This is a genomic window from Halostella litorea (assembly GCF_004785955.1).
Lineage (GTDB): Archaea > Halobacteriota > Halobacteria > Halobacteriales > Natronoarchaeaceae > Halostella > Halostella litorea.
Window position 1 is genome coordinate 377,177 of the sequence record NZ_SJER01000001.1, and the last position, 24,144, is coordinate 401,320.

The following is a 24,144-nucleotide window of genomic DNA, read 5'->3' on the forward strand; positions in this document are numbered from 1 at the left end:
AGGGAACACCTATGTCGGGGCTGTGAGTGGATCGGCGTATGCCAGGACCAGCGTTCGCGACCGGCGACACGGTCTCCCTCCACCCGGTCGAGGAGGAGGACTACGAGTTCGTCCAGCGCGGCCGGAACGACCCGAGCACGCGGGTGCCGCTGACCGACACGACCATCCGCACGCGCGACGACGTCGCGGAGATGTTCGAGGACAGGGAGTACCACTTCCTCGCCTGCGTCGACGGCGATCCGGTCGGCGTCGTCGCGTTCGCGTACGTACAGGAGGACAGCGGCTTCGGGAGCCTGATGTACTGGGTCGCCCCGGAGCACCGGGGCGAGGGGTACGTCACGGAGGCGACTTCGCTGTTTCTCGACTACGCCTTCGGGGAGTGTGGCTTCCACAGGGTCGGCGCCCGCGTCCTCGTCACGAACGAGGCGTCGACCGCCGCCCTCGAATCGCTCGGCTTCGAGCGCGAGGGGCGGCTCCGCGACACCTGCCGCCTCGACGGCGAGTGGGTCGACTCCTACCAGTACAGCCTGCTCGCGCCCGAGTGGCTGGAGTAGGCGACGGGTCCGGGTCGTCGGCTACCCGAGGCGGCGGGCCGGAACGACCACCGCCTGCGGCAACACGAGCACGAGGAGCCCCGAGGCGATGAGCGCCGTCGTGACCGCGCCGTGTACCGCCGTCTCCAGGCGGAGCGCGTAGCCGACCGTCGCGACCGCCAGCCCGGTCAGCCGGAGGAAGATCCGGGGCCGGTCGGAGAGCGTCGCGGTCAGTTCGAGGAGGTCGAACGGGTCCATCCGTCCGCCCACGCGGACCCGAACGGCTTAGTTCGTGCGGCCGCGGGCCGTGGACCGCGGCGTCGGGCCGGGTGCGGGGCCGCCGCTAGTCCGAGGCTTCGTTCGCGTGGCGGTCGGCCCGCGACGGCGGCGGGAACTGGCCGTCGCCCGCCGGCTCGGGGTCGGGCGTCTCCGGGAGGACACAGCGCGGGGCCTCGCGGTTGACGTGGGCGTAGCTGTCGGGCGAGTTGGCGAGCGGGTGAGCCGGGTTCTCGCGGCTGCGGAGGCGCGCGGCCCGGACCTCGTCGAACCGGGCGAGTCGGGCGCGGATGCCGCGCCAGTGGTTTGCGCTCGCCGCCGGCACCGAGTAGGGTCGCGGCGGCTCGTGGTCGGGGTGGCCGGCCGCGAGCACCGCGGCGTTGACGTTCTCGGCGAGCTGGTCGTGGTCGAGGAGGACGCCGACGCGGGCGTCCGGCGGGGCGCGGGCCGCCAGCACGTCCAGCCCGAGGTGGAGCGCGCGGTACTCGGCCACGTTGTTGTCCGGCACGCCGTCCGGCACGGAGAGCCGCGTCACTTTCGTCCCGTCGCGAGTCTCGATGACGACGCCCAGCCCGCCCGACCCCGCGGCTCGGAAGGAGCCGTCCGTGGCGACGTAGAAGTCGCGGTGATGGGTCTCGGGGGGATGTGCGATGTGGGGCGTCGGCGACTCGTCGAAGAGGTCCCGTAACGCGGGTCGGCCATAAACGGCCATACGCGTTGTCCGCCGTTCGTGAACTTAAATTCAATGGGCGAACGTCAACGTTTGTCACGGATCCGACCGGGACCCGACCCGGCGGCGGGCGTCGTGCGGGGCCTGGCAACCGTGTTGCGAACCGAAACATTCAGCCCGGTGCCGCGGAAACGGCGACTGTGACCCGTTACCGGAACTTCGCGCTGTTCCTCGCGCTCGCGGCCGTCTGGGGGTCGGCGTTCATGGCGATCAAGGCCGGGCTGGCGTACTTCCCGCCCGTCCTGTTCGCCGCCGTCCGCTACGACATCGCGGGCGTGTTGATGCTTGCCTACGCGGCCTACGTCGTCGACGACCCCGTGCCGCGCGGCCGCGGGCAGTGGGCGCTGGTCGCCGTCGGGGCGACGCTGATGATCGCCGCGTACCACGCGTTCCTGTTCGTCGGCGAACTGAACACGACCAGCGCGGCGGCGGCCGTCGTCGTCTCGCTGTCGCCCGTGCTGACGACCGGCTTCGCCCGCCTGCTGCTCCCCAGCGAGCGGCTGACGGTGGCCGGCGTCGTCGGCCTCCTGCTCGGCCTGCTCGGCGTCGGCATCCTCGTCCAGCCCGACCCCTCGAACCTGCTGGCCGAGGACGCGGTGGCGAAGGGGCTCGTCTTCCTCGCCGCGACGGCCTTCGCGCTGGGGAGCGTCCTGACGCGGCGCATCGACGCGGAACTCCCCATCGAGACGATGGAGGCGTGGTCGATGGTGTTCGGCGCGCTCCTGATGCACGTCGTCAGCGCCCTGCTCCCCAACGAGTCGCTGGGCGCGGTCGTCTGGACGGCCGAGTCGGTCGCCGCCCTGCTGTACCTCTCGGTCGTCGCGAGCGCCGCCGGGTTCCTGGTGTACTTCGACCTGCTGGAGCGGCTCGGCCCGATAGAGATCAACCTCGTCTCCTACGTCGCGCCCGTGTTCGCCGCCCTCTCGGGGTGGCTGTTCCTGGAGGAGGTGATCGGCGTGGCGACGGTGGTCGGCTTCCTCGTCATCTTCGCCGGCTTCCTGCTGATAAAGCGCCGGACGCTGGTCGAGGAGTTCGGCTGGCTGCGGCGGTCGGTCGCCGAGCGCTGAGCGGTGCGGCCGTCGGGGAGTGCGGGGCCGACGAACTACTCGGCGTTGTAGGAGTGGCCGAGCAGCAGCGCGACGAGGTTCAGTCCGAGCAGGGCGAGGAACGTCGTCGTCTCCGAGGGAGTCGTCAGGCCGGTCGCGAGCAGCGGCACGTGGAGGAAGGGGAGCGCGACGGCGGCCCAGAAACTGACCATCCGGACCGGGGTGGCGAGGCCGGCGTTCGCGAGGCGGCCGGCCCGACCGTTCCGCTCGTCGCCGGTCTCGGCGGAGGGGCGTTCGTTGTGGAAGGGGGAGGGGCGTGACATGGTGGGTGGGCTACTCCAGCCTACGCGAGTGGACCCCATATAACCGGGAGAGCGTTCGCCATATTTCGCCCCGTTTTACCGGAATTATCGGACCCCTTCGACGTTTCACGACCGGTCGAGACCGGACGAAAATATTTACAACGCGATCTGTGCCGGTAACGGTGCGATCGACGCCGTTTCGTTCGCCGCCGTCACGACGACCGGCCGGTCGACCGTGCCGTCCTCGGCGACGACGGCGTGGCGGTACTCGCCCGGTTCGACGTCCTCGGGCACGGTCGCCTCGAACGCGACGGTCTCGGACTCGCTGGGGTCGAGGGCGACGTACTCCCGGTCGAGTTGCTGGCCGTCGAAGCGGTACGCCAGCCACTCGCCGCCGGGTTCGTTGCCGTCGTTCGTCACGTTCAGCGTGACCGTCACCCGCTCGCCGGCGGTCACTTCGTCGGGCGCGTCGAACGCCGACAGCGAGTAGTTCGACCCGCGGACGGTGACGAGGACGCTCCCACGGTTGAACGTCTCGGTGGCCGTGTCCGGCCGGTGACCCTCCACGAGGAACTGTCCCGGGTCGTCGAACGGCACGACCGCGGTGCCGTTCGCGTCCGTCGGCACGGCGGCCCCGTCGACGGCCAGCGTCCCGTTGACGGCCGCTCCGGTGTCCGAACGCCTCAGGGCGAACTCGATCGCCTCGCCCTTGTCGACCCCGCTCCGGTTGGCCGCGAGCGACAGCGAAACCGGCCGGCGGTCGACGGTCACGGTCCGGTTGACGGGCCTGAACGTGACCGCCGGCGTGTCGGGGGCCGTCGCCGTCAGGTCGAGGTCGCCGATCCGGTCGACGGTGACGTTGACGAGCCCGTTCGATCCGGCGTCGTACGGCTCGCCGCCGACCCCGACAGTCGCCGGGGCCGGCTCCCCGGTGTCGTTTCGCGTCACCCGGACCCGGAACGGCTCGTGGGCGACGGGGTCGGAGTCGTTCAGGGCGACCGCGAGGCCGGCGGTCCGGCGGCGGACGTCGACGTCGACCGCGTCGCGCTCGTACCGGCGGGTCGGCGTCCGATCCTTCCGGACGGTCGCCGTGAACTCGCCCGCCTCCGGGAAGGTGACGACCGCCGACCCGCCCTCGGTCTCGTACCGGGTCCCGTCGACGCGAAGCGTCGCGTCGATCGGGTCGGACCCGTCGGTGACGGTGAAGCGGACGGCGTCCCCGGCGGTCGCGTCGGTCGCGTTCGCCGACAGCGAGAGGTTCGTCACGTACCGCTCGACGGCGACGGTCGTCTCCGCGTCCGCGAACGTGACGTTGTCGCCGCCGGTCGCCGACGCCGTGGCGGTGTACTCGCCGGCGGCGTCGAACCGCACCGCGACCGCCCCGTCGGTGACCGGATACGTCTCGCCGGCGACGCTCACGGTCGCGCCGTCGACGGTGCCCCCGTCCGCTCTGGCGACCGTGAAGCCGACGGCGTCGCCGGGCCGGACCGCGCTCCGGTTGGCGTCGATCCGGAGGTCGACGGTCGACGCGCCGTCGCCGCCGCCGCCGTCGTCGTCGAACCACTCGGGGATCGGGAAGACGGGGCCCGAGTCGTTGCCGCCGACGACCGCCGGCCCGCCGAGGCCGACGACCATCGCGAGGACCGCCCCGACGACGATGACGAGCAACACGAGGACCGTCGGGTCACGGAGGGCGCTGTACGGGTCCTCGCCCGCGTCGACGTCTTCGTCCGCGGGGTCGGGTGGCGATGGTCCCGGCACGCGTGATACGGCGGCTACGTATCAGGAGAATAAAACGGTTGCCGTCGCCGCCGACGGGGCACCGGAGCCGCCCGGGGCGGTTACTGGAAGCCGATCCGGCCGCCGGTGCGGTCGCGGCTCGGGTCCGCCGCGCCGCCGCGGAACTCCTCTTCCATCCGGTCGTAGTAGTCGAGGATGTCGTCCGTGATCGTGGGGCGGACGTTGTCGATCGCCTGCCGGAAGTGGCGCATGTCGACGGCGGTCGCGTCGTCGTCCTCGCGGAGCGCCTCGATGGCGGCCTCGCGGGCGATGCTCTCCAGGTCGCTGCCGACGTAGCCGTCGGTGATCTCCGCTATCTCGCGGAGCGACACGTCGGCCGACAGCGGCGTGTCGCCCGTGTGGATCTGGAGGATCTGCTCGCGCCCGTCGACGTCGGGCTGGCCGATCATCACCATCCGGTCGAACCGCCCGGAGCGGATCAGCGCCGGGTCGATCATGTCCGGCCGGTTGGTCGCGCCGATGACCATCACGTCCTCCATGTCCTCCAGCCCGTCGAGTTCGGTCAGGAGCTGGTTGACGACGCGCTCGCTGACGTTGCTCCCCATCTCGCCGCCGCGGCTGGGCGCGAGGCTGTCGAGCTCGTCGAAGAAGATGACGGTCGGGGAGACTTGCCGGGCCTTCCGGAACGTCTGCCGGATCGCCTTCTCGGACTCGCCGACCCACTTCGAGAGCAACTGCGGGCCGCGCACGCTGATGAAGTTGGCGTTGGTCTCGTTGGCGACGGCCTTGGCCATCAGCGTCTTCCCGGTGCCGGGCGGGCCGTACAACAGGACGCCGCTGGGCGGGTCGATGCCCAGCCGCTCGAACTTCTCGGGCTGGCTGAGCGGCCACTCGACGCTCTCCTGGACCTGCTCCTTGGCGGTTTCGAGGCCGCCGACGTCGTCCCAGGATATCTTCGGGAGTTCGACGAGCACCTCCCGCATCGCCGAGGGCTCGACCTCGTTCAGCGCGCCGCGGAAGTCCTGGCGCTTGACGATCATCCGGTCGATGAGGCTCGGCGGGATGTCCTCCTCGTCTAGGTCGATCTCGGGGAGGTAGCGCCGCAGCGCCTTCATCGCGGCCTCCTTCGTGAGGCTCTCGATGTCGGCGCCGACGAAGCCGTGGGTCTCGTCGGCCAGATGCGAGAGGTTCACGTCGTCGGACAGCGGCATCCCGCGGGTGTGGATCTGGAGGATCTCCTCGCGGCCCACCTCGTCGGGGACGCCGATCTCGATCTCGCGGTCGAACCGGCCGGGGCGACGGAGGGCGGGGTCGACGCTGTCGACGCGGTTCGTCGCGGCGATGACGATGACCTGCCCGCGCGATTCGAGGCCGTCCATCATCGTCAGGAGTTGGGCGACGACGCGGCGCTCGACCTCGCCGGTGACGTCCTCGCGCTTGGGCGCGATGGAGTCGAGTTCGTCGATGAAGATGATGGAGGGCGACTCCTCGGTGGCGTCCTCGAATATCTCCCGTAGTTGCTGTTCGGACTCGCCGTAGTACTTCGAGATGATCTCCGGTCCCGCGATGGAGAAGAAACTCGCGGAGGTTTCGTTGGCGACGGCCTTGGCGAGGAGGGTCTTCCCGGTGCCGGGCGGCCCGTGCAACAGCACCCCCTGGGGCGGCTCGATCCCCAACTTCTTGAAGATCTGCGGGTGCTTCATCGGGAGCTCCACCATCTCCCGGACCCGCTGGATCTCCGACTGGAGGCCGCCGATGTCCTCGTAGGTGATCCCCCCGCCGGTCTTCTCGAAGCCGGAGATCGGCTCCTCGCGGAGCTCCACGTCGGTGTCCTCGGTGATGAGGACGACGCCCTCGGGTTCGGTCTCGACGGCGATGAGCGGGATCGCCTGCCCCGGCGAGCGCATGAACGGGTGGTTCGTCGAGGACATCACGGGGACGATGTCGCGCTCGACGACCGGCCGTTTGAGTATCTGCCGTTTCACCATGCCGGCCGCGTCGCTGCCGAACTGGACGCTGGCCTCCTCGGGCGGCGCGAGCACCAGCGAGTCGGCCTTCGTCGCCTCCGCCTTCCGGATCGTCACGCGCTCGCCGATGCCCACGTCGGCGTTCTGTCGCGTGAACCCGTCGATGCGAACCGTGTCGGTGTTCCAGTCCTGCCGGTCCGCGCGCCACACCTTCGCCGCGGTCGTGTCGGCCCCCTCTATCTCGATGATGTCGCCCGGACTCAGCTTCAGGTGGAGGAGCGTGTCCGGGTCGAGGCGTGCGATGCCGCGCCCCGAGTCGTTCGGGTACGCCTTTGCGACCTCTAGTTGGACTTCATTCATGATTTCACACTAGCTGGGGATGTTACTTGTTCGGACGCCGGTCCCGATATGTCTTTTGTTACGGGGGGTGATCCCCCGACGAGTGGCGTGTCGTGGCACTTGTTAGCATCCGATATTGCGGGGACGGACACATAGGCGTGTCGCTCCCGGACCCGAAGGTTCAACGCCCGCGGCCGCCGACGGTACGCCATGATGACACTCGCGTTCGACGGCCGGATGGGAGCGAGCGGGGACATGATCCTGGGGGCGCTGGTCGCCGCCGGGGCCGACCCCGACGCCCTCGCCCCCGTCGAGGCCGCGCTCCCCGTGCGCTACGAGGTGAGCGAACGGACGAAAAACGGCATCGCGGCGACCGACGTCCGCGTACTGACGACCGGCGACGGCGACGATGACGCGAGCCATTCGCACAGCCACGATGAAGACGATCACCACCACCCGGACGGCGACCACTCGCACGACCACGGCGGGGACGACCACGACGGTCACCAGCACGACCATGGCCACGACCACGGCGAACACCAGCACGACCACGACCACGGTCACGGGGAACACTCCCACGACCGCGCGGAGGGGGCCGGCCCGCTCCGCACCTACGAGGAGGTCGTCGGGATCGTCGAGGGGATGGACCTCCCCGAGGGCGTCGAAGCCGACGCCAGAGCCGCCTTCCGGATCCTCGGGGAGGCGGAGGCGGCGGTCCACGGGACGGACCTCTCGGGGACGCACTTCCACGAGGTCGGGGCCGACGACGCCATCGCGGACGTGGTCGGCGCGGCGCTCCTGCTGGACGACCTCGGCGTCGACCGCGTCGTGACCGGGCCGGTCCGGGCGGGCGGCGGCGAGGTGGAGATGAGCCACGGCGTCTACCCGGTCCCGGCCCCGGCGGTGGTCGAGATAGCCGAGCGGGCCGACTGGGCGCTGCGGGGCGGCCCCGTCGAGGCCGAACTGCTCACGCCGACGGGCGCGGCGGTGCTCGCGCGGTTCGCCGAGGGCGTCGACGAACTGCCGTCGCTCGACGTGACGGCGGCGGGCTACGGCGCGGGCGGCTACGAGTTCCCGGACCACCCGAACGTCCTCCGGGCGGTCGTCGGCGAGGAGTCGACGGGGGACTCGACGGCCGACGCCGCCGACCGCGGGTCGCTCGTCCGGGACGACGTGGCGGTCCTGGAGACGAACGTCGACGACGTGGCCCCGGAGGTGCTGGGGAGCCTGCAGGAGACGCTCGCCGACGCCGGCGCGCGGGACGTGACGATACTGCCGACGACGATGAAGAAGTCCCGACCGGGCCACCTCGTGAAGGTTATCGCAAAGCCCGAGGACGCGCGAGCGGTCGCGCGCCGCCTCGCCGAGGAGACGGGCACGCTCGGCGTCCGCGAAGCCGGGGCGAGCCACCGGTGGATCGCCGAGCGGGCGTTTGAGACGGCCGCCGTCACGGTCGACGGCGACGAGTACGACGTCCGCGTGAAAGTCGCCAGCGACGACGCCGGCACGGTGTACGACAGGAGCGCCGAGTACGACGACGCGCTGGCCGTGGCCCGCGAGACGGGACTCCCCGTCCGCGAGGTGCTAGAGCGGGCCGAGCGGGCCGTCGACCGGTAGTTACCCGTCGTCGGTCGGGTGGTTGTTCACGGACTCGTCGGCCATGCCGACCCCCGGCTCGCCGCCGCCGGGCTGCTCGCTCAGGAAGGAAAACTCCCCTTTCCCGTCGGACGACTCGCCGGAGGTCCACGGCGTCCCGGGGTCCTCGTGTGGATCCCGCGAGGTCGACATGAACGAGTAGTTGAACTCGTCGTTTTCCTTCTCCTGCGGGAAGCTCGCGGGCACCGGCAGGTGGTCGTCGAACGTGTCGAGCACTTCGAGCCACTGGTTCTGGTGCATCGTGTCGCGGGCGATGAGGTACGCCAGCATGTCCTTCATCCCCTCGTCGTCGGTGCGCTCGTACAGCCGGGTCGCGAGCAGGCGACCCGTCGACTCGGCCATCACGTTCGCGTACATGTCCGCCGCGAGGTTGCCCGACGCGACGATGCAGCCCGCGTCGAACGGGACGCCGTTGCTGTCGACCGGCATCGCCGACATCCCCGCCGAGAGCACCTGCCGGGGGCTCTGTCCCGTCATCGCGGCGTCGACGGCGGCGTCCTGCCGCGCCTCCTCGCGGACCTCGCGGGGCGCGCCGCGGAGGTTCTTCGTCACCGCCGTCGCCAGCATCTCGATGTGGCCGAGTTCCTCGGCCGCCGTCTCCATCAGCATGTGGCGGTACTCGCTCTGTTCCTCGGGCACCGCCATCGCCTGGAACATGTACTGCAGCGCGACGCGCATCTCCCCCTCGACCCCGCCGATGGCCTGCTGGAGCAGCTTCGCGAACTGCGGGTCCGGTTCCTCGACCTCGACCTCGTACTGGAGTTCGCCGTTCTGGAAGAACATCGTTCCCTCCGGCCGTGCTGGCCACGAGCACCGGCATAAACCCCGTGAGGAGCAGTTGGACGCCACGTCGGAGGTTCACGGAGGTACTCCGACCGTCGTGGCAACCAAGTCATAACCGGTCGGCCCGGGCCGCGGAAAGCATCGGAAAACCGGGGTCGGTCGCGGACGTTGCGCCCGGCGCGCCCTGCCGCCGTCAGCCGTCGCGGTGCTCGTCCAGCGCCTCGTCGATGGTCAGGTCGCCGCTGGCGACCCGCCGGGCCAGGTCCTCGTCGATGGCGCGGTTCCGCTCGGACCGCTCGCGGGAGCGGTCCTTGATCACCTTCAGTTCGCCCTCGGTCGGCTCTATCTCGCGCTGGTCGACCGCGTCGCCCTCGATGCGCGCGATGTTCACGGCGGCGAGCACGTCGCCCATGCCCCGGGCCCCGGTGCCGAGATACGGCGTCGTCCCCGTTTCGTCGACGAGTTCGACGCGCACGTCGTCGAGTTCGTTGACGATCGTGGCCCCCTGCAGGCGCGCACCGTCGCCGACCCGGACGACCGGGTCGGGCGCGTCGGCCACCTCCTCGCGGACGGTGTCGACCGCGTCCGACAGCGGCACGTGGAACGCCGCGACGACCGTCTCGCCCGCGAGGACGGCGATGCCCGGCCGCGTGCCCGGGTCGACGCCGACGACGGTCCGCCCGCCCTCGCCGCGGAGGGCGGCCAGCGCCGACTCGACGGCGCGGCGGGCCCCGTCCGGGCTGGCGGTGACGACGGTCACGTCGCCCGGGAGTTCCGCCGGCGAGACGGCGTCGTCCTCGCCGGTGACGAGCACGTCGGTCCCCTCGGGGAGCGGGTCGTCCGGTTCGACGGTCGTGAACGTCACCCCGCGGTCGCGGAGCTCGTTGACCACCCCGTGGTACAGCTCGAAGTCCCCCGTCGCGACGACTATCACTCCCGGCGGTTCGGTCCCGCGGCAGTTAAGCGCTTCCGCGGGCCGCGGAGGGGGCCGGCCCACGAAGCCGGGCCGGCGTTCGCACCCGGACCGGGGGCTTTTTGCCCGGAACGCGCCTACCTCGCGGCGTGAACGACGAGACGCCCGTCCCGACCGGCTGCGGCCCCGTCGACGACCTGCTGGACGGCGGCTTCGAGCGGGGAACCGTCACCCAGGTGTACGGCCAGCCGGCGGCGGGCAAGACGAACCTCGCGCTCTCGGCGGCGGTGGAGGTGGCGGCCCGCGACGGCCTCGCGGTGTACGTCGACACCGAGGGGCTGTCGCTCGACCGCTTCGAACAGCTCGCCGCGGCCCGGGCCGGCGACCGGGACGTCGAGGACCTCACCTCGCGGATCGTCGTCGAGACGGCCTACGACTTCGACGAGCAGGCCGAGGCGGTCCGCGACGCCGGCGAGTTCGCCGACGAGGCGGACCTGATCGTGCTCGACAGCGCCACCGGCTTCTACCGGCTGGAGCGCACCGGCGACGGCGACGACGGCGAGGCGCTCCGGGACGTCGCCCGGCAGGTGACCCACCTGCTGTCGCTGGCCCGGCGACACGACCTCGCCGTGGTCGTCACGAACCAGGTGTTCACGGACCCCGACAGCGACCGGACGCGGCCGCTGGGCGGGCACACGCTGGAACACTGGACCGGGACCGTCCTCCGGGTCGACCGCTTCCGCGGCGGGAACCGGCGGGCGACCCTCGAGAAGCACCGCGCGAAGGCGGCCGGCGAGTCCGTCCAGTTCCGGATCGAGGACGCGGGGCTGGTCGCCGCCGAGGAGCCGTAGTCACACCGACCCGCGGGAAGCCGCCCGCGAAGAAAAACCGCCCTGTGGGAGCCGTCGCCCGGCTTACAGCTCGCCGAGCTTCCGGAGGAGCTGGCCGCGGTACTCCTCGTCGCTTTGCATCCCCTTCTGTTCGAGGACGTTGCGCTCCAGTTTGTCGAGGGCGACGTGGAACGCCTGCTGTGCGCCGTACCCCTCGCCCGTGCCGGCCATCTGGCCGCGGTTGGTCCGCAGCCGGATCTGACAGAGGATGAGCGGGGTGCCCCGGAGCTTCTCCTTGTGCTCGTGGAGGCGCACGTGGGCGTGGCGGACCTGCATCTCGCTGTACTTGTCCGCGACCTGCTCGATGCTCTCGCGGATGTCCTGCCGCGAGATGGTGTCGAGGAGGTTGATGTTGGTGATCTGGACGTCCATGTGCTCCTCCTCGGTGTAGGTCAGCGCGCGGAGCACGTCGGTCTTGGTGAGGACGCCGCCGACGACCCGGTCGTCGTCCTCCGGCGTGACGACGAGCCCGGAGTAGTCGTTGTCGAGCATCCGCGCGACGGCGTCGCGGACGCTCTCGTCGACCGTCGTCGTCGCGACGGGGCTGGACATCACGTCGTAGACCGGGAGGTCGAGCATCCGGTCCGTGTCGCCGGCCCGGTCGCCCTTGCCGGTGATCCGCTGCTCGTTGCGGGTGACGAAGTCGACGATGTCGTGGGTCGTCACGACGCCGGAGAGCATGCCGTCGTCGTCGACGACGGGGAGCCGCGAGATCCCGTTTTCCCGCATCAGGTTGATCGCCTTGCCGAGGCCGTCGTCCTCGGTGACCGTGAACACGTTCTCGCTATAGATCTGTCCGACGTCGAGCGCTTCGAGGTTCTCCAGGACGGCCTCTAGGATCGCGTCCTCGGTGATGATCCCCCAGAGGTCGCCGCCCTCGAACACCGGGGCGACCTTCGTGCCGCCCTCGACGAGCACGCGGGCGGTCTCGCGGATGTCCTCCGTCCGCTCGACCTTCGGCGCGGGCGCGTTCCGGCTGGGCTTGACCAGCGCGGCCACCTTCGTGTCGTCCTCCACGTGGGACTGCAGAAGCTGGCGCTCGCCGACGACGCCCTCGTACGCCCCGTTTTTGGTGACGATGATCCCTTTCGGGTTCTCCTCCTCGAACACCGACCGTACCTTCCCGAGGCGCGTTCCGGCATCGACCTCGACGTACTCCCGGGTGGCAATATCAGCAATATCCATCGTGCTCACACGTGGAACTTCACACCCGACGGCCTTGAAAGTTCACACACCGCTAGCGGCCCGCACCACTTAGGGCCGGGCGCACGAACGTCGTGACGTGCTACCGGACATCGGCGTCTTCGGCCCGTACACGTACCTCGTCACGGAGGTCGCCTTCGGGAGCGTCGCGCTGGCGCTGCTGGTCCGGGCGGACGCCCTCCGGCGCGCCGCCCGGACGGTCGCGGCGCTGTACCCGATCGCGTACGTCTGGGACTGGTACACGCTCCGCGTCGGGGTGTTCTCGATCGAGCTCCGGACCGGCGTCGACCTCCTCGGGATCCCGGTGGAGGAGCACCTCTTCATGGTGGTCGTCCCGGCGCTGGTCGTCGGGTTCCACGAGACGGTCAACGGCCCGCCGGAGGGGGAGTAAGCGCCGACGCCCGGAACCGCGTCGGTTACTCCTCGTCGAACAGCAGCGTGAGCAGCTTGCGCTGTGCGGCCCGGAGGTGGTTGTTGAACGTGGGCTGGGAGACGCCGAGCGAGTCGGCGATCTCGCTCCCGGTCCGGTCCCGCGGCGTCGAGAAGAAGCCGCTCAGGTACGCGCTCCGGAGCACCTCGGCCTGCCGGTCGGTGAGCCGCCCGTCGAGTTCCGCACGGAAGCTCGCGCCCGTGCGGACCGACCGGTCGCGCTCGCGCCGGCGGACGAGTTCGGCGGTCTCGTACCGCGACCGGAACGCCTCGGCGAACTCGCGCACGTCGGCGTCCGTCCCGAGGTCCACGACGAGGCGGATGTCGCCGTCCGACGCCGTCATCGCCCGGGGGACCCCGCCGTGGTCGAGCACCGTCCGGGTGATGCTGTCCCCGGTCAGGTCCGCCTCGTACAGCGCGCCGTCCCCGCGCTCGGCGACCAGCGAGAGGTTGGTGATCTCCAGGGCCTCCCGGGCGAACTCCCCGACGCGCTCGGGCGGGGTGCCGGCGACGGTGAAGAAGAGCCGCCCGTGGTCGTCGTTCGGGACGACGCCCTGGAACTCGAAGCGCCCGTCCTCCTCCTCCAGCGCCCGCGAGAGGGTCAGGTCCGGGTCGTTGATCCGGAACTCCAGTTCGACGGCCGCGTCGCTGACCAGCGCGTTCTTCGCCTCGACGGCGTTTATCGCGTGGGCGACGGTGTCGCCCAGCTCCGCGAGCACCTCCCGTTCGGTCCCGTCGAACACGCCGGGGCGGTCGGTGGCGACGGTCAGGACGCCGTACGTCGACTCGTCGTACCGGAGCGGGATGCCGACGATGGCGCTGAACCCGCGGGTCAGCGCGGCCTGTCGCCAGCTCTCGAACGGCGGGTCGCTCATCAGGTTCGTCTCGACCTGTAGCTCGCCGCGCCGGAGCGCCCGGGCGGACGGCGGCAGTTCCGCCACCGGCCCGTCCAGCGGCAGGGGGACGGCGTCGAGATACCCGTCGTCGGACCCGGCGCGCTCCCGCGGCTCGACGCGGTTCGAGGCGGGGTCGCTGTCGCCGACCCAGGCCAGCGAGTAGGGGGACGCGGCGGCGAGTTCCGAGCAGACGGCCGTCTCGATCTCGGCCCGGGTCGTCGCGCCCACAAGGGCGCGCTGGACGTTCCGGATCACCTCGTTGATGCGGTTCGTGCGTTCGAGCGCGGCGTTGCGGTCGGCGAGCTCGGCCTCCTGCTCCCGGAGTTCCCGGTCCCGCTCGGCCCGGTCGAGCGCCGCGCGGAGGGTCGCCGCCAGCAGCGACGCCGTCTCCGTCGTCGAGCGGTCGACGGCTCCCCCGTTCCTCGTCCCGGCGACGAACACCCCGTGCCGGCCGAGCGGCACGGCCACGCCGTCGGTGAACGGGCTGTCGTCGCCGTCGCGGTACCGCAGCTGCTCGCTCTCGACGAACGCCGACCAGGCGGTCCCGGAGCCGTCGACCGACCCGCCGTCGTCGACGCCCGCGATCCCCCCGGTGACCGGATCGAGGTGACCGCGGCCGTCGTACAGCGCGACCGCGGTCTCCGGGAGGCCGAGCACCTCCCCGGCCCGGTCGGTCGCGACCTCGGCCATCTCGACCGCGCTCTCGGCGTCCATCAGCTCCCGCGCGATCCCGTTGAGCGACCTGAGCCCCGCCTCGCGCCGCCTGCGCTCCGTGACGTCTTCGAGCGTCAACACGACGCGGTCGAGTTCGTCCTCCGGATCGTACAACTGCGTCCCGTTGACCGACAGCCAGACGCGGTCGCCGTCGGGGCGGGCGACGCCGATCACCTGGTCGACGAACTGCTCCTCGGCGTCGACCGCGCGCCGGAACGGGAGCCGGTCGTCCGGCAGCGGCTCGCCGTCGGGGCCGACGATGTCCCACTCCTCGGCGTTGTACCGGAGTTCGCGGATCGTATCGCGGGACCGCCCGAGCAGTTCCTCGGCGTACTCGTTGGCGAACTGGAACCGTCCCCCCGAGTCCAGCACCGTGATGCCGACCGGGCTCGTCTCGACGATCCGCCGCTTGAGCGCGCGCTCCTCGCGGAGCTCCGCCTTCAATCGCTCGCGCTCGGTCACGTCGCGGAAGTACACCGACAGGCCCGTCGGCGAGGGGTAGGCGTGGACCTCGAACCAGGCCGACAGCGGCGGGAAGTACTCGGTGAAGCTGACGGTCCGCTGTTCGGCCGCCGCCTCGCGGTACTTCTCCTCGAACGTCGTCCCGACGGCGTCCGGGAACGCCTCCCAGATCGACCTGTCGATGAGCTCCCCCGCGGACCGCCCCAGCACAGTCTCTGCGCGGTCGTTGACGTACGTGAACCGCCAGTCCCCGTCGAGCGCGAAGAACGCGTCGGTGACGCGGCCAAGCACCGCCCGGGCCGTCGGCGAGACGGGGTCGGCCCCGTCCCCCGCCTCCGACGCCGCGCGTTCCCCCGACGAGACCGCCCGGAACCCCCGGACGCTGGCGGCGAGCGCGACGAACTGGCCGTCGCCGTCCCGGGCGACGTAGTCCGTCGCCGGGTAGTCGTACAGCACCCGGAGCGTCGACGCCCCGGGGCGCTCCGCGAACAGGACGAACGGGACCGCCGACACCTCGCGGAGCCGGTCGAGCAGTTCGGTGGCGGTGCCGTCGGGCAGGTCCGGCTCGCTCACCACGCAGTCGACGCCGCCGCCCTCAACGCGTGTGACCGCCGCGTCGACGCCGACGCTCGGCTCCGCGCGGAGGCCGGCGAGTTCCGACTCGACCCGCGCGGCCGCCGTCTCGGTCCCCCCCGGATCGGCCCCCACGTAGAGAAGCGTCGCCGAGTCGCTCGTCGTCGATCGGTTCACGTCCGTGATCGCCGGCACTTGGCCCCGGGGCGGTAAGAACCTCAGTGAACGATTCCGGACAGGTACCGGCGAGCGACGCGTTCGTCGCCGGATGAGGCTACACGCCCCACGCGGCCGTCGTTACCGGTCGGCGGGGACCTCGGGCGTGTCGAAGTCGTGGAAGTGCTCGCCTTTCTCCTTGGTGAGGACGTTCAGCGCGGCGGCCGCGCCGTCGCCCGCGGAGATGACCGCCTGCCACTCCTCGGCGCGGACCATCGCGCCCGTGGCGTAGGCGTCGTCGACGCTCGTCTCCATGGTCACGTCCACGTCGACGACGTCCTCGTCGGTGAACGCACAGCCCAGTTCCTCCGCGAGGTCGCGGTTCGCGCCGGTCGCGAGCACGAGGTAGTCGGCCTCGTGGTCCTCGCCGTCGGCCGTCACGACGAACCCGTCGCCGGCCTGCTCGACCGCCGTCACCTCGACGCCCTCCTGCAGGTCGACGCCGTGGTCCGTCGTCGCCTGCTCGCGGGCGCGGTCCATGAACACGTCGCCGTCCATGCTCCGGATGCCGAGGTAGTTGTACAGGTGGGCCTTGTGCATCCACGTCTTGTCGGTGTCGAACACCGTCGTCTCCAGGCCGTTCTTGCTCGTGAACAGTGCCGCGCTCAGGCCGGCGGGACCGCCGCCGACGACGATTACGTCCGTCATCGCTATCGACTATGTTCCGGGGAGTAAAAGGCCTAGTACAACCGGCAGGCCGGGCGAGCGAACGTGCCGGGGAGCCGTCATCCACGGGACGGCCCGGGCTCCCGGACGGCCGACGACACCGGTCACGCCACCGGCCGCGAGGAGTTCGCGACGACGAGCAGGCTGCTCGTCCCCATCGCGACGGCCGCGAACAGCGGGTTCAACAGCCCGAACGCCGCGAGCGGTATCGCGACCGCGTTGTAGAGGAACGCCCAGCCGAGGTTCCGCCGGATCCGGCGGTTCGTCCCGCGGGCGACCGCGAACACGTCCGCGACCGCCCCGAGGTCGTCCCGGACGAGCACGGCGTCGGCGGCGTCGCAGGCGACGTCGGTGCCCGTGCCGAGCGCGATGCCGACGTCGGCCGCCGCGAGCGCCGGGGCGTCGTTGCTCCCGTCGCCGACCATCGCGACCGTCCCGCGGGAGCGCAGGCGCTCGACCGTCTCCCGTTTGGCCTGGGGCGGCACGCCCGCGAACACCTCGTCGACGTTCGGGTCCGAGCGGTACCGGGAGGCGGCCCGCTCGTGGTCGCCGGTCAGCACGACCACCTCCCGGTCGGCCGCGAGGTCGGCGACGACCGATTCCCAGCCGTCGCGGGGGGCGTCCCCGACGACGACCACGCCGCGGACGCGGCCGTCCCAGCCGACGACGACCGGCACGTCCCCCTCGTCGCGGGCGGCCGCCACCGCGTCGTCCGTCGCCGGCGTGGAGTCCAGCCCGCGTTCGTCGGCCAGGAGCGGGTGGCCGACGACGACCGTCTCGCCGTCCACGACGCCGGTCACGCCCCGGTCGTGGGTCTCGACGGCCGACGCCTCGGGCGGTTCGTCGGCCGCCGACGCTATCGCCGACGCGATGGGGTGCGACGAGAACCGTTCGAGCGCGCCGGCGTGCGCGAGCACCGACGGCGGGTCGTCGGCGACGACGTCGCGGACGGCCATCCGGCCGTCGGTGAGCGTGCCGGTCTTGTCGAAGGCGACCACGTCCGCGTCGGGGGCGGTCTCGAACACCTCGTCGGAGGCGACGACGACCCCGCGGTCCGACGCGTCCCGGACGCCGGCGGCGACCGCGAGCGGCGTCGCCAGCCCCAGCGCGCAGGGACAGGAGACGATGAGGACCGTGAGCCCGGCCAGCAGCGCGTCGGTGGCGGGCGCGCCGACGAGGAGCGGATAGGCCGCGGCGACCGCCGCGAGCGCGAGCACCGTCGGCACGAACAGGGTCGCAAGCCTGTCGGCGAGGCGCTGGACGCCGGACCGCGAGCTCTGGATCGTCCAGAGGCGGTCCACGAGGCGGTCGAGCGTGCTCGTCGCGTCGTCGCCGACCGCGACGACGAGTGCGTCGTCCGTGACGACCGTCCCGCCGAGCACCCGGTCGCCCGGCCGGCGTGTCTCGGGCACGGCCTCGCCGGTGATGAGCGACTCGTCGACGGCGGCGCTCCCCTCGACCACCTCGCCGTCGACCGGGACGCGCTCGCCCGGCCTGACGAGCACGCGGTCGCCGGGGGCGAGCGACCCGACGGGCACCGTCTCGTGGTCGCCGTCGGCCGTCACGCGGGTCGCCGCCTCGACGCGGGCGTCCGTCAGCGCCGAGAGGCCGCTGGCGGCCCGCCGCTTGATCCGGTCCTCGTAGTAGTTGCCGAGCGTGACCACGAGCACGATGGCGACGGTCACGTCGAAGTACACGTGGGTCCGGCCGGCGAGGACCGCGACCGTGCTGTACAGGTACGAACTCGCGGCCGCGACCGACACCAGCAGGTCCATGTTCGGCCGGCCCGCGCGCAGGCTGACGACCGCGCCGCGCAGGATGGGGTAGCCCGTGTAGAACAGCACGATGGAGCTCATGAGCCAGACGTTGCCGAACAGGTAGAGGCCGTCGAAGCCCCCGAGGTCGACCAGCGGCTCGTAGCCCAGATACGTCGGGTACAGGAAGAGGGCGTACCACAGCATGGCCATCATCCCGAACACGCCGCCGCCGATGAGAAACCGGGCCAGCGCCGCGTCCGACCGGTCGTCGGCGTCGCCGTCGGCGGGGCCGGCGACGTCGTAGCCGTACCGCGACAGCGTCGCGTCGAGCGCGTCGAGGCTGCCCCCGTCGCCGTCGTGGGTCACCCGCAGCATGTCGGTCGCGTAGCTCGCCTCCGCGCCGTACACCCCGTCGACGTCGGCCGCGACCGACTCGATGAACGCCTCGCAGGTGGCACAGTGCATCCCGTCGACGGAGCGGAACGAGTGCTTGGCGTCGGCCGGGGCGTCGTCGCCGTCGGCCCCGCGGTCCTCCCGGACCGCCTCGGCGTCGGCCGCCGCTACGTCGTCGAGCGTCCGGGCGACTTCGAGACACCCGCGACAGCAGTAGCCGCCCTCGACGTCCGCGTCGGTGACCGGGGGGTCCGGCGTCGGGAGGCCACAGAGTGTACACTCGTCGGCGCTGCGGTCGTCGGCCGTGGTGACAGTTCGGCTCATTGCGACAGTGCGGTCAGCGGGTACTCCGGCGACGGGAGCGGCAGCCTCGGCCGGGGGAGCGACACCCCGAACGCGTCGAGGCCGTGCGCGAGCAGTACGTAGCCGAGGACCAGAAAGAGGACCCCGAGCGCCTGGTTCGCGCGCTTGCTCGCCGACAGCGACCCGAAGACGGTCCCGTACACCAGCAGGGTCGGGAGCGTCCCGAGGCCGACGAGCGAGAGCAACGCGGCGGCGCGGGCGGGCTCCCCGGTCGCGAACGCGTATGCGTACGCGGGGTACGTTATCGGACACGGGAGCAGGGCGTGGACGACGCCCAACCCGGCGATCCGAGCGTCCCCGACGAACGCGTCGACCCGGCGGGTGAGCAGCCCGCTCACGCGCCCGAAGTGGTCGTCGAGCGGCCCGAGCGACGGGTGGGTCGCCGTCCCGCCGACGTACGTGAGGCCGCTGACGGCGACGAACCCGCCCGTGAGGACCGCGGTGGCGCCCTGGACGCCCCGCCCGACCGCGAGCAGATCGCTCGCCGCGCCCACCGCGACTGCCCCGACGGCGGCGACGACGGCCCCGACGGCGGCGTAGCCCGCCGTCCGGCCGAGGTTGAACAGGAGGTGCTGGCGCACCTGTCGGACGGTGAGACGCGACTCGGCCGTCCCCTCGCGTGCGCGGAGGCGGTCGGCGTAGACGCTCACGAGCGGGCCGCACATCCCGAGACAGTGCGCGCCGCCGAGCACGCCGACCCCCAGGAACACGAGCACGTCGACGTCGCCCGCCGGGGCCGCCATCACCCCTCCGTGAAGCGGGACGGACATCCCGCTCAGGCCGCGTGGTCGACGTCCTCCCCGCCGTGTTCCGTCTCCGTCGGGGACACGAGGAGGTAGATGCTTCCGAAGATGAGCACGACGTTGACCGCCGTGATCGCGCCGGCGTACGCGCTCACGGACGCCGCGAACGCCATCGCCGGGAGCAGTGCGAGCAGCGCCACAACGCTTACCGCCCGTGGCGACCGATTCGCCATCGCCTTTTTAAGTACTGTGTCGGTTCCGGTAGAGACCATACATCCGGTTCGAGCGGGGGGTACTACGGCGTTTTCGCCGTTCTCAGTATCTGGGAATTCGGCTGTCCAATATATACCCCTTATTCGTACCAAGATTTATGGCGATAGAAACGGAGACCGACTCGTCGTCCGGACGTGACCCGGAGCGTCCGAAGGGGTACGTGGTCGGATCCGCGCCGGCCGACGCCGAACGCGAACTGTCACACGACGAGTTCGACCCGGTGGGAACGCTGACGGTCATTCTGGTGTACTTCCTCATCCTGGTCGGGATGTGGGTGTTCATGTACTTCGTCGAGTTCCTCGGCAACGAACTCACGGTGGTGGGATAACATGGAGATCCACGAGTACGAGAAGCTCTGGCTCGCCGGGGCCTTGCTCCTCATCGTCGGGTTCATCGCCACCGTCGCCTACGGGGCCGTCGGCGCGGGAGTCGCGATGGTCGACGACGAGAACGGGACCGTCGACCCGGACGCGCTCGACGAGCATCCGAAGTTCAGCGACCCCGGGGTGTACGAGTCGGAGGACGGCGGGTACGACGTGTACGTGGTCGCGCGACAGTACATGTTCCAGCCGGGCACCCAGCAACCGATCGAGGTGCCGGCGAACAGCACCGTCACCTTCCACGTCACCTCGGCGGACGTGATCCACGGCTTCGAGGTGGTCGGGACGAACGCCAACACGATGGCGATCCCCGGCGAGGTGGCGACGATCACGGTCGAAGTCGGGGGGCCACAGGAGTACGGGCTCCTCTGTCACGAGTACTGCGGCAGCGGCCACCACGGCATGGAGGGGACGGTGCGGGTCGTCCCGCGGAGCCAGTTCAACGCAACGGGGGTGAGCGCCTGAGATGGCGACGTACGTCGACCGATACCCGGACGAGGCCGGCGTGGTCAAGGCGACGTTCGCGGTGGCGTTCGCCGCGCTCGGCGTCGGCGCGCTGTTCGGCCTCGTGCAGGCGCTGCACCGCACGGGCTACCTGCGGGTCATCGACTCGACCGACTACTACACGGTGCTCACCGGCCACGGGGTGCTCCTCGCGCTCGTGTTCACCATCTTCTTCCTGCTCGGCCTGTTCACGTGGGCGATAACGCGCAGCCTCGAGCGGCCCCTCCCGAACATCAAACTCACGTGGGCGTGGTTCGGCCTCACGACGACCGGCGCGGTGTTCGCGGCGGTCGCCATCGTCGCGGGGCTGTTCCCGAGCCTCGACATGAGCGCCGACGTCCTGTACACCTTCTACGCGCCGCTGCAGGCCCATCCGCTGTTCTACGTCGGCCTCGCGATGTTCATCATCGGCACGTGGATCGCGGGCGTGGACTGGTTCCTCGCGTACCGCGAGTGGCGGGCCGACAACCCAGACGAGCGGATCCCGCTGCAGGCGTTCATGGTGCTGACGACCACGCTGATGTGGTACCTGTCGACCCTCGGCGTCGCCGTCTCCGTGGTCGTCTTCCTCATCCCGTGGTCGCTCGGGTTCATCGACACCGTCAACCCACTTCTCACGAGGACGTTGTTCTGGTACTTCGGCCACCCGGTGGTGTACTTCTGGCTGATGCCCGCCTACATGATGTGGTACACCGTCCTCCCGAAACTCGCCGGCGGCAGGCTGTTCAGCGACCCGCTCGCCCGGGTCGTGTTCGTGCTCTTCCTCCTGCTGTCGACCCCGGTCGGGATCCACCACCAGTACCTCGACCCGGGCATCGCCGAGGGGTTCAAGTTCATCGCCATGACGAACACGATGTTCCTGCTCCTGCCGAGCCTGCTGACGGCGTTCACCGTCGTCGCGAGCATGGAACACGGGGCGCGCCAGCGCGGCGGTGAGGGGTATCTCTCCTGGCTCGGGGCGCTCCCGTGGCGCGACCCGGCGTTTACCGGCATGGCGCTGGCCGGGATCATGTTCGCCGCAGGCGGGTTCTCCGGCATGATCAACGCCGGCATGAACATCAACTACCTCGTCCACAACACGCTGTGGGTGCCGGGACACTTCCACCTGACCGTCGGGACGGCGGTCGCGCTGACGATGATGGCCGGCTCCTACTGGCTCGTCCCCCAGCTAACCGGCCGGCGGCTGTACAGCCGTCCGATCGCCCTGTTCCAGGTCGTGCTCTGGTTCGTCGGCATGGTGTTCATGTCGAACGCGATGCACCGGGCCGGGCTGCTCGGCATCCCGCGCCGGACCGCCGAGCCGCAGTACCAGAGCTTCGACTTCTCGGCGACCGTCGGCTCCGTCAGCGAGCTGCGGATCCAGATGGCCGTCGGCGCCACGCTGCTGTTCGTCTCGGTGGTGCTGTTCCTGTTCAACGTCCTGCTGTCGGCCATCGAGGACCCGATCGAGATGCCCGTCGACGACAGCCTCCCCGCCCCGCTGTCCGGCGCGGACGGGAGCCCGGTCGTCCTCGACAACCTGCGCCTCTGGACGGCCATCGCCGTCGTCCTGGTGGTCCTCGCCTACTCGCTCCCCCTGGCGAGCATCGTCACCGACGGCGGGCTGTTCGGCGAGAGCGGGGCGTTCCCGGTGTTCGTCGACGCCGTCTATCGGGTCGCGGGGGTGGTCGCATGAGGCTCACGCGCGGCGGCGTCCTCGTCCTCGCGGCGGTCAGCCTGCCGATCGTCTTGGAGCTGCGGACGCTGTTTGGCTTCTTCGCGGTCGAACTCCCGCTGGCCGCCGTCGCCGGCCTGGAGCTGCTGGCCCTGGTCGCCATCCTCGTCGCGTACGACCGGACGAACGCGTCGGCCGCGGGCAACTGAGGATGCCGGCGACGCTCGGGCCCGCGGACGACCCGTCGCTCGGGTCCCGCGCCCGTACGGCCCGGGCGCTCGTCGTCCTCACCGCGGCCGAGGCGCTGGTCGTCGCCGCCTACTTCGCGGCGACGGACGCGCGGGTGCTCTCGGCGCGCTACCTGGCGTACCCCTTCGTCTGGATGAACGTGGCGGTGCTGGCGGTCGCACGGACGCGCCGCCCCGGCGTTTCGGACCGCCGGACCGGGGCGGCAGCCGTCGTCGCAGCGGGCTACTTCCTCCTGCTCGCCTGGGCCGGCGGGCTCGTCGCGCCCGGCTCCGGGGCGGGGGTCGGCGACGCGGTGGTCCACGCCGCGCCGCCCGGCTGGGGACCGATACTCCTCGTGACGGGCGGGTGGGTCTCGCTCACGCTCGTCCCGTTCAAGGCCGTCGGCTACGCCGGGCTCGCGGCGCTCGTGTACGCGATGCTGGCGGACGCGAGCCGGTCGGCGGCGTCGGGCCTGCTCGGATTCGTCACCTGCGTGAGCTGTACCGGCTCGGTGCTGGGGACGCTCCTCGCGGGGACCGTCGGCGGTTCCGTGGCGGCCGCCTCGGCGCTTTTCGTCCAGTCGTACGACGTCTCGACGGCGGTGTTCCTGCTCACCGTCGCGGCGCTGTGGGCGGGACTGCGTCGATAGAACTGGTCGAACCGCGCGGCCAGGAGCAGTTTCGGCCCGACGAACGACGCCTCAGCGGTCCTGCCCCGGTCGACGGTGGGAGAACTCCCGCGAGAGGGCGACGGCGACCACGACCAACGCGAGGCCGGTGACCGCCGCGGACGCGGCGCTGGCCGAGAACTCCAAGCCGGCCACGGACCCGGTCGTCGACAGCACCGCGTAGCCGCCGACGCCCGTCATGACGATTCCGAGAACGATGAACACGCCGAGTGCGATCCGGAGTGGGTCGATCGAGTTGCGTAACGTCATACCCACGTAGCGGTCCCACCGCGGACCATATCAATCGGCTTCCGATTCCCGAATACTGAAAACACGCGGCTCGCAGGGTGAACGAACGTCCACTCGAACCGGCGTCGGCGTCGAACCGCACCCTCCCGCTGGGCGTCCCGAAACGGGAGGCCGTTCCCCTCGCGGCGTGGTCCCCTGTGACCCGGCGGCGGATCCGTGGCCGCCGGTCGTCGTGACCCGGCGCTCCTATCCGGGTGGGTGATCGTCTCATCGGTCGAATATATGATTGGTGCCAAAAATATTAGGTCGGGAACGGCACGCCGTGGATCGGGGCACGTGGAGGTGCTACCGTCGGTATGGGTAATTCGGTCGGGACGGAAGACACGGGCGGCGCTGAGAAGCGGCGTCGGAAGGAAAGTGGGTTTGGGCAGATTTGAACTGCCGGCCTCCTCCATGTCAAGGAGGTGTCATAACCAGACTAGACCACAAACCCGGTCTGGCGCTTGCCTGCACTCACACGTATCCGGGGGACGTAATTGAAGGTTTCGAAGTCGGCCGCCGTATGCGGATCGGCCACAGCCACGCCGGACGACAGGCTT

The 24,144-nt window shown here is 71.0% G+C and carries 24 protein-coding genes and 1 tRNA gene; 10 read left to right on the forward strand and 15 right to left on the reverse strand.

The window, feature by feature from the left end:
* Positions 1–38 precede the first annotated feature (38 nt).
* On the forward strand, positions 39–554 hold the full coding sequence (locus EYW40_RS07335) for a GNAT family N-acetyltransferase (RefSeq protein WP_135820972.1): 516 nt from the start codon (positions 39–41) through the stop codon (positions 552–554).
* 21 nt (positions 555–575) lie between these two features.
* Here EYW40_RS07335 and EYW40_RS07340 read toward each other — a convergent pair whose 3' ends face one another.
* Complete coding sequence (locus EYW40_RS07340) at positions 576–791, reverse strand: hypothetical protein (protein ID WP_135820973.1); 216 nt, start codon at positions 789–791, stop codon at positions 576–578.
* Between the two features lie 85 nt (positions 792–876).
* Positions 877–1,521: a ribonuclease H family protein gene (locus EYW40_RS07345; protein ID WP_135820974.1), complete on the reverse strand. Its 645-nt coding sequence runs from the start codon at positions 1,519–1,521 to the stop codon at positions 877–879.
* Positions 1,522–1,679: 158 nt separating this feature from the next.
* Here EYW40_RS07345 and EYW40_RS07350 point away from each other — a divergent pair, with 158 nt between their 5' ends.
* Positions 1,680–2,606 (forward strand): DMT family transporter, encoded by a 927-nt coding sequence (locus tag EYW40_RS07350; protein ID WP_135820975.1) that lies wholly within the window; start codon positions 1,680–1,682, stop codon positions 2,604–2,606.
* A gap of 35 nt (positions 2,607–2,641) precedes the next feature.
* On the opposite strand, the gene EYW40_RS07355 is transcribed toward EYW40_RS07350, so the two are convergent.
* The 3 genes from EYW40_RS07355 to EYW40_RS07365 form a co-directional block, all read right to left on the reverse strand.
* On the reverse strand, positions 2,642–2,908 hold the full coding sequence (locus EYW40_RS07355; protein WP_135820976.1) for a DUF8028 family protein: 267 nt from the start codon (positions 2,906–2,908) through the stop codon (positions 2,642–2,644).
* A gap of 135 nt (positions 2,909–3,043) precedes the next feature.
* Positions 3,044–4,648: a CARDB domain-containing protein gene (locus EYW40_RS07360; protein WP_135820977.1), complete on the reverse strand. Its 1,605-nt coding sequence runs from the start codon at positions 4,646–4,648 to the stop codon at positions 3,044–3,046.
* Positions 4,649–4,728: 80 nt separating this feature from the next.
* Positions 4,729–6,954: a CDC48 family AAA ATPase gene (locus EYW40_RS07365; RefSeq protein WP_135820978.1), complete on the reverse strand. Its 2,226-nt coding sequence runs from the start codon at positions 6,952–6,954 to the stop codon at positions 4,729–4,731.
* 189 nt (positions 6,955–7,143) lie between these two features.
* On the opposite strand from EYW40_RS07365, the gene larC reads away from it, so the two are divergent.
* Positions 7,144–8,550, forward strand: coding sequence for a nickel pincer cofactor biosynthesis protein LarC (gene larC / locus EYW40_RS07370; protein WP_135820979.1), 1,407 nt, complete (start codon positions 7,144–7,146; stop codon positions 8,548–8,550).
* Here the strand turns inward: larC and EYW40_RS07375 are convergent, their stop codons facing one another.
* Positions 8,551–9,372 (reverse strand): manganese catalase family protein, encoded by an 822-nt coding sequence (locus EYW40_RS07375; protein ID WP_135820980.1) that lies wholly within the window; start codon positions 9,370–9,372, stop codon positions 8,551–8,553.
* Between the two features lie 193 nt (positions 9,373–9,565).
* Positions 9,566–10,306 (reverse strand): hypothetical protein, encoded by a 741-nt coding sequence (locus EYW40_RS07380; RefSeq protein ID WP_135820981.1) that lies wholly within the window; start codon positions 10,304–10,306, stop codon positions 9,566–9,568.
* A gap of 128 nt (positions 10,307–10,434) precedes the next feature.
* Between EYW40_RS07380 and radB the strand changes: the two genes are divergently transcribed.
* Entirely contained in the window at positions 10,435–11,136 is a 702-nt protein-coding gene (radB, locus tag EYW40_RS07385; RefSeq protein ID WP_135820982.1) for a DNA repair and recombination protein RadB, read from the forward strand.
* Positions 11,137–11,199: 63 nt separating this feature from the next.
* On the opposite strand, the gene EYW40_RS07390 is transcribed toward radB, so the two are convergent.
* A complete protein-coding gene (locus EYW40_RS07390; RefSeq protein WP_135822031.1) occupies positions 11,200–12,360 on the reverse strand; it encodes a CBS domain-containing protein in 1,161 nt (386 codons plus the stop codon).
* Between the two features lie 97 nt (positions 12,361–12,457).
* Between EYW40_RS07390 and EYW40_RS07395 the strand changes: the two genes are divergently transcribed.
* Positions 12,458–12,769, forward strand: a complete 312-nt coding sequence (locus tag EYW40_RS07395; protein ID WP_135820983.1) for a lycopene cyclase domain-containing protein — start codon at positions 12,458–12,460, stop codon at positions 12,767–12,769.
* Positions 12,770–12,794: 25 nt separating this feature from the next.
* Here the strand turns inward: EYW40_RS07395 and EYW40_RS07400 are convergent, their stop codons facing one another.
* The 5 genes from EYW40_RS07400 to EYW40_RS07420 form a co-directional block, all read right to left on the reverse strand.
* The gene (locus EYW40_RS07400) at positions 12,795–15,647 is read right to left on the reverse strand and encodes a bacterio-opsin activator domain-containing protein (protein ID WP_135820984.1); all 2,853 of its coding nucleotides are present in this window, start codon (positions 15,645–15,647) and stop codon (positions 12,795–12,797) included.
* Between the two features lie 102 nt (positions 15,648–15,749).
* On the reverse strand, positions 15,750–16,316 hold the full coding sequence (locus tag EYW40_RS07405; protein ID WP_202614472.1) for an NAD(P)/FAD-dependent oxidoreductase: 567 nt from the start codon (positions 16,314–16,316) through the stop codon (positions 15,750–15,752).
* Positions 16,317–16,438: 122 nt separating this feature from the next.
* Entirely contained in the window at positions 16,439–18,808 is a 2,370-nt protein-coding gene (locus EYW40_RS07410) for a heavy metal translocating P-type ATPase (RefSeq protein WP_135820986.1), read from the reverse strand.
* Complete coding sequence (locus tag EYW40_RS07415; protein WP_237560577.1) at positions 18,805–19,590, reverse strand: sulfite exporter TauE/SafE family protein; 786 nt, start codon at positions 19,588–19,590, stop codon at positions 18,805–18,807. Before EYW40_RS07415 ends, EYW40_RS07410 begins: the two co-directional genes overlap by 4 nt.
* 32 nt (positions 19,591–19,622) lie before the next feature.
* On the reverse strand, positions 19,623–19,790 hold the full coding sequence (locus tag EYW40_RS07420) for a DUF8131 family protein (RefSeq protein WP_237560578.1): 168 nt from the start codon (positions 19,788–19,790) through the stop codon (positions 19,623–19,625).
* 170 nt (positions 19,791–19,960) lie between these two features.
* Here EYW40_RS07420 and EYW40_RS07425 point away from each other — a divergent pair, with 170 nt between their 5' ends.
* Genes EYW40_RS07425 through EYW40_RS07445 form a run of 5 tightly spaced genes read left to right on the forward strand, consistent with a single transcriptional unit; the run spans position 19,961 to position 23,278 of the window.
* Positions 19,961–20,191, forward strand: a complete 231-nt coding sequence (locus EYW40_RS07425) for a hypothetical protein (RefSeq protein ID WP_202614474.1) — start codon at positions 19,961–19,963, stop codon at positions 20,189–20,191.
* 1 nt (position 20,192) lies between these two features.
* Positions 20,193–20,708, forward strand: coding sequence for a cytochrome c oxidase subunit II (locus EYW40_RS07430; RefSeq protein WP_135820989.1), 516 nt, complete (start codon positions 20,193–20,195; stop codon positions 20,706–20,708).
* A gap of 1 nt (position 20,709) precedes the next feature.
* Positions 20,710–22,422 carry a b(o/a)3-type cytochrome-c oxidase subunit 1 gene (locus tag EYW40_RS07435; protein ID WP_135820990.1) on the forward strand — a complete coding sequence of 571 codons (1,713 nt, stop codon included), beginning with the start codon at positions 20,710–20,712 and terminating at the stop codon, positions 22,420–22,422.
* Positions 22,419–22,610: a CbaC protein gene (locus tag EYW40_RS07440; protein WP_135820991.1), complete on the forward strand. Its 192-nt coding sequence runs from the start codon at positions 22,419–22,421 to the stop codon at positions 22,608–22,610. Before EYW40_RS07435 ends, EYW40_RS07440 begins: the two co-directional genes overlap by 4 nt.
* A gap of 2 nt (positions 22,611–22,612) precedes the next feature.
* Entirely contained in the window at positions 22,613–23,278 is a 666-nt protein-coding gene (locus EYW40_RS07445; protein WP_135820992.1) for a DUF7546 family protein, read from the forward strand.
* Between the two features lie 51 nt (positions 23,279–23,329).
* Here the strand turns inward: EYW40_RS07445 and EYW40_RS07450 are convergent, their stop codons facing one another.
* Both EYW40_RS07450 and EYW40_RS07455 read right to left on the reverse strand, forming a co-directional pair.
* Positions 23,330–23,566 carry a hypothetical protein gene (locus EYW40_RS07450; protein ID WP_237560579.1) on the reverse strand — a complete coding sequence of 79 codons (237 nt, stop codon included), beginning with the start codon at positions 23,564–23,566 and terminating at the stop codon, positions 23,330–23,332.
* A 397-nt stretch (positions 23,567–23,963) separates the two neighbouring features.
* A tRNA-Val gene (locus EYW40_RS07455) sits at positions 23,964–24,038 on the reverse strand.
* Positions 24,039–24,144 lie beyond the last annotated feature (106 nt).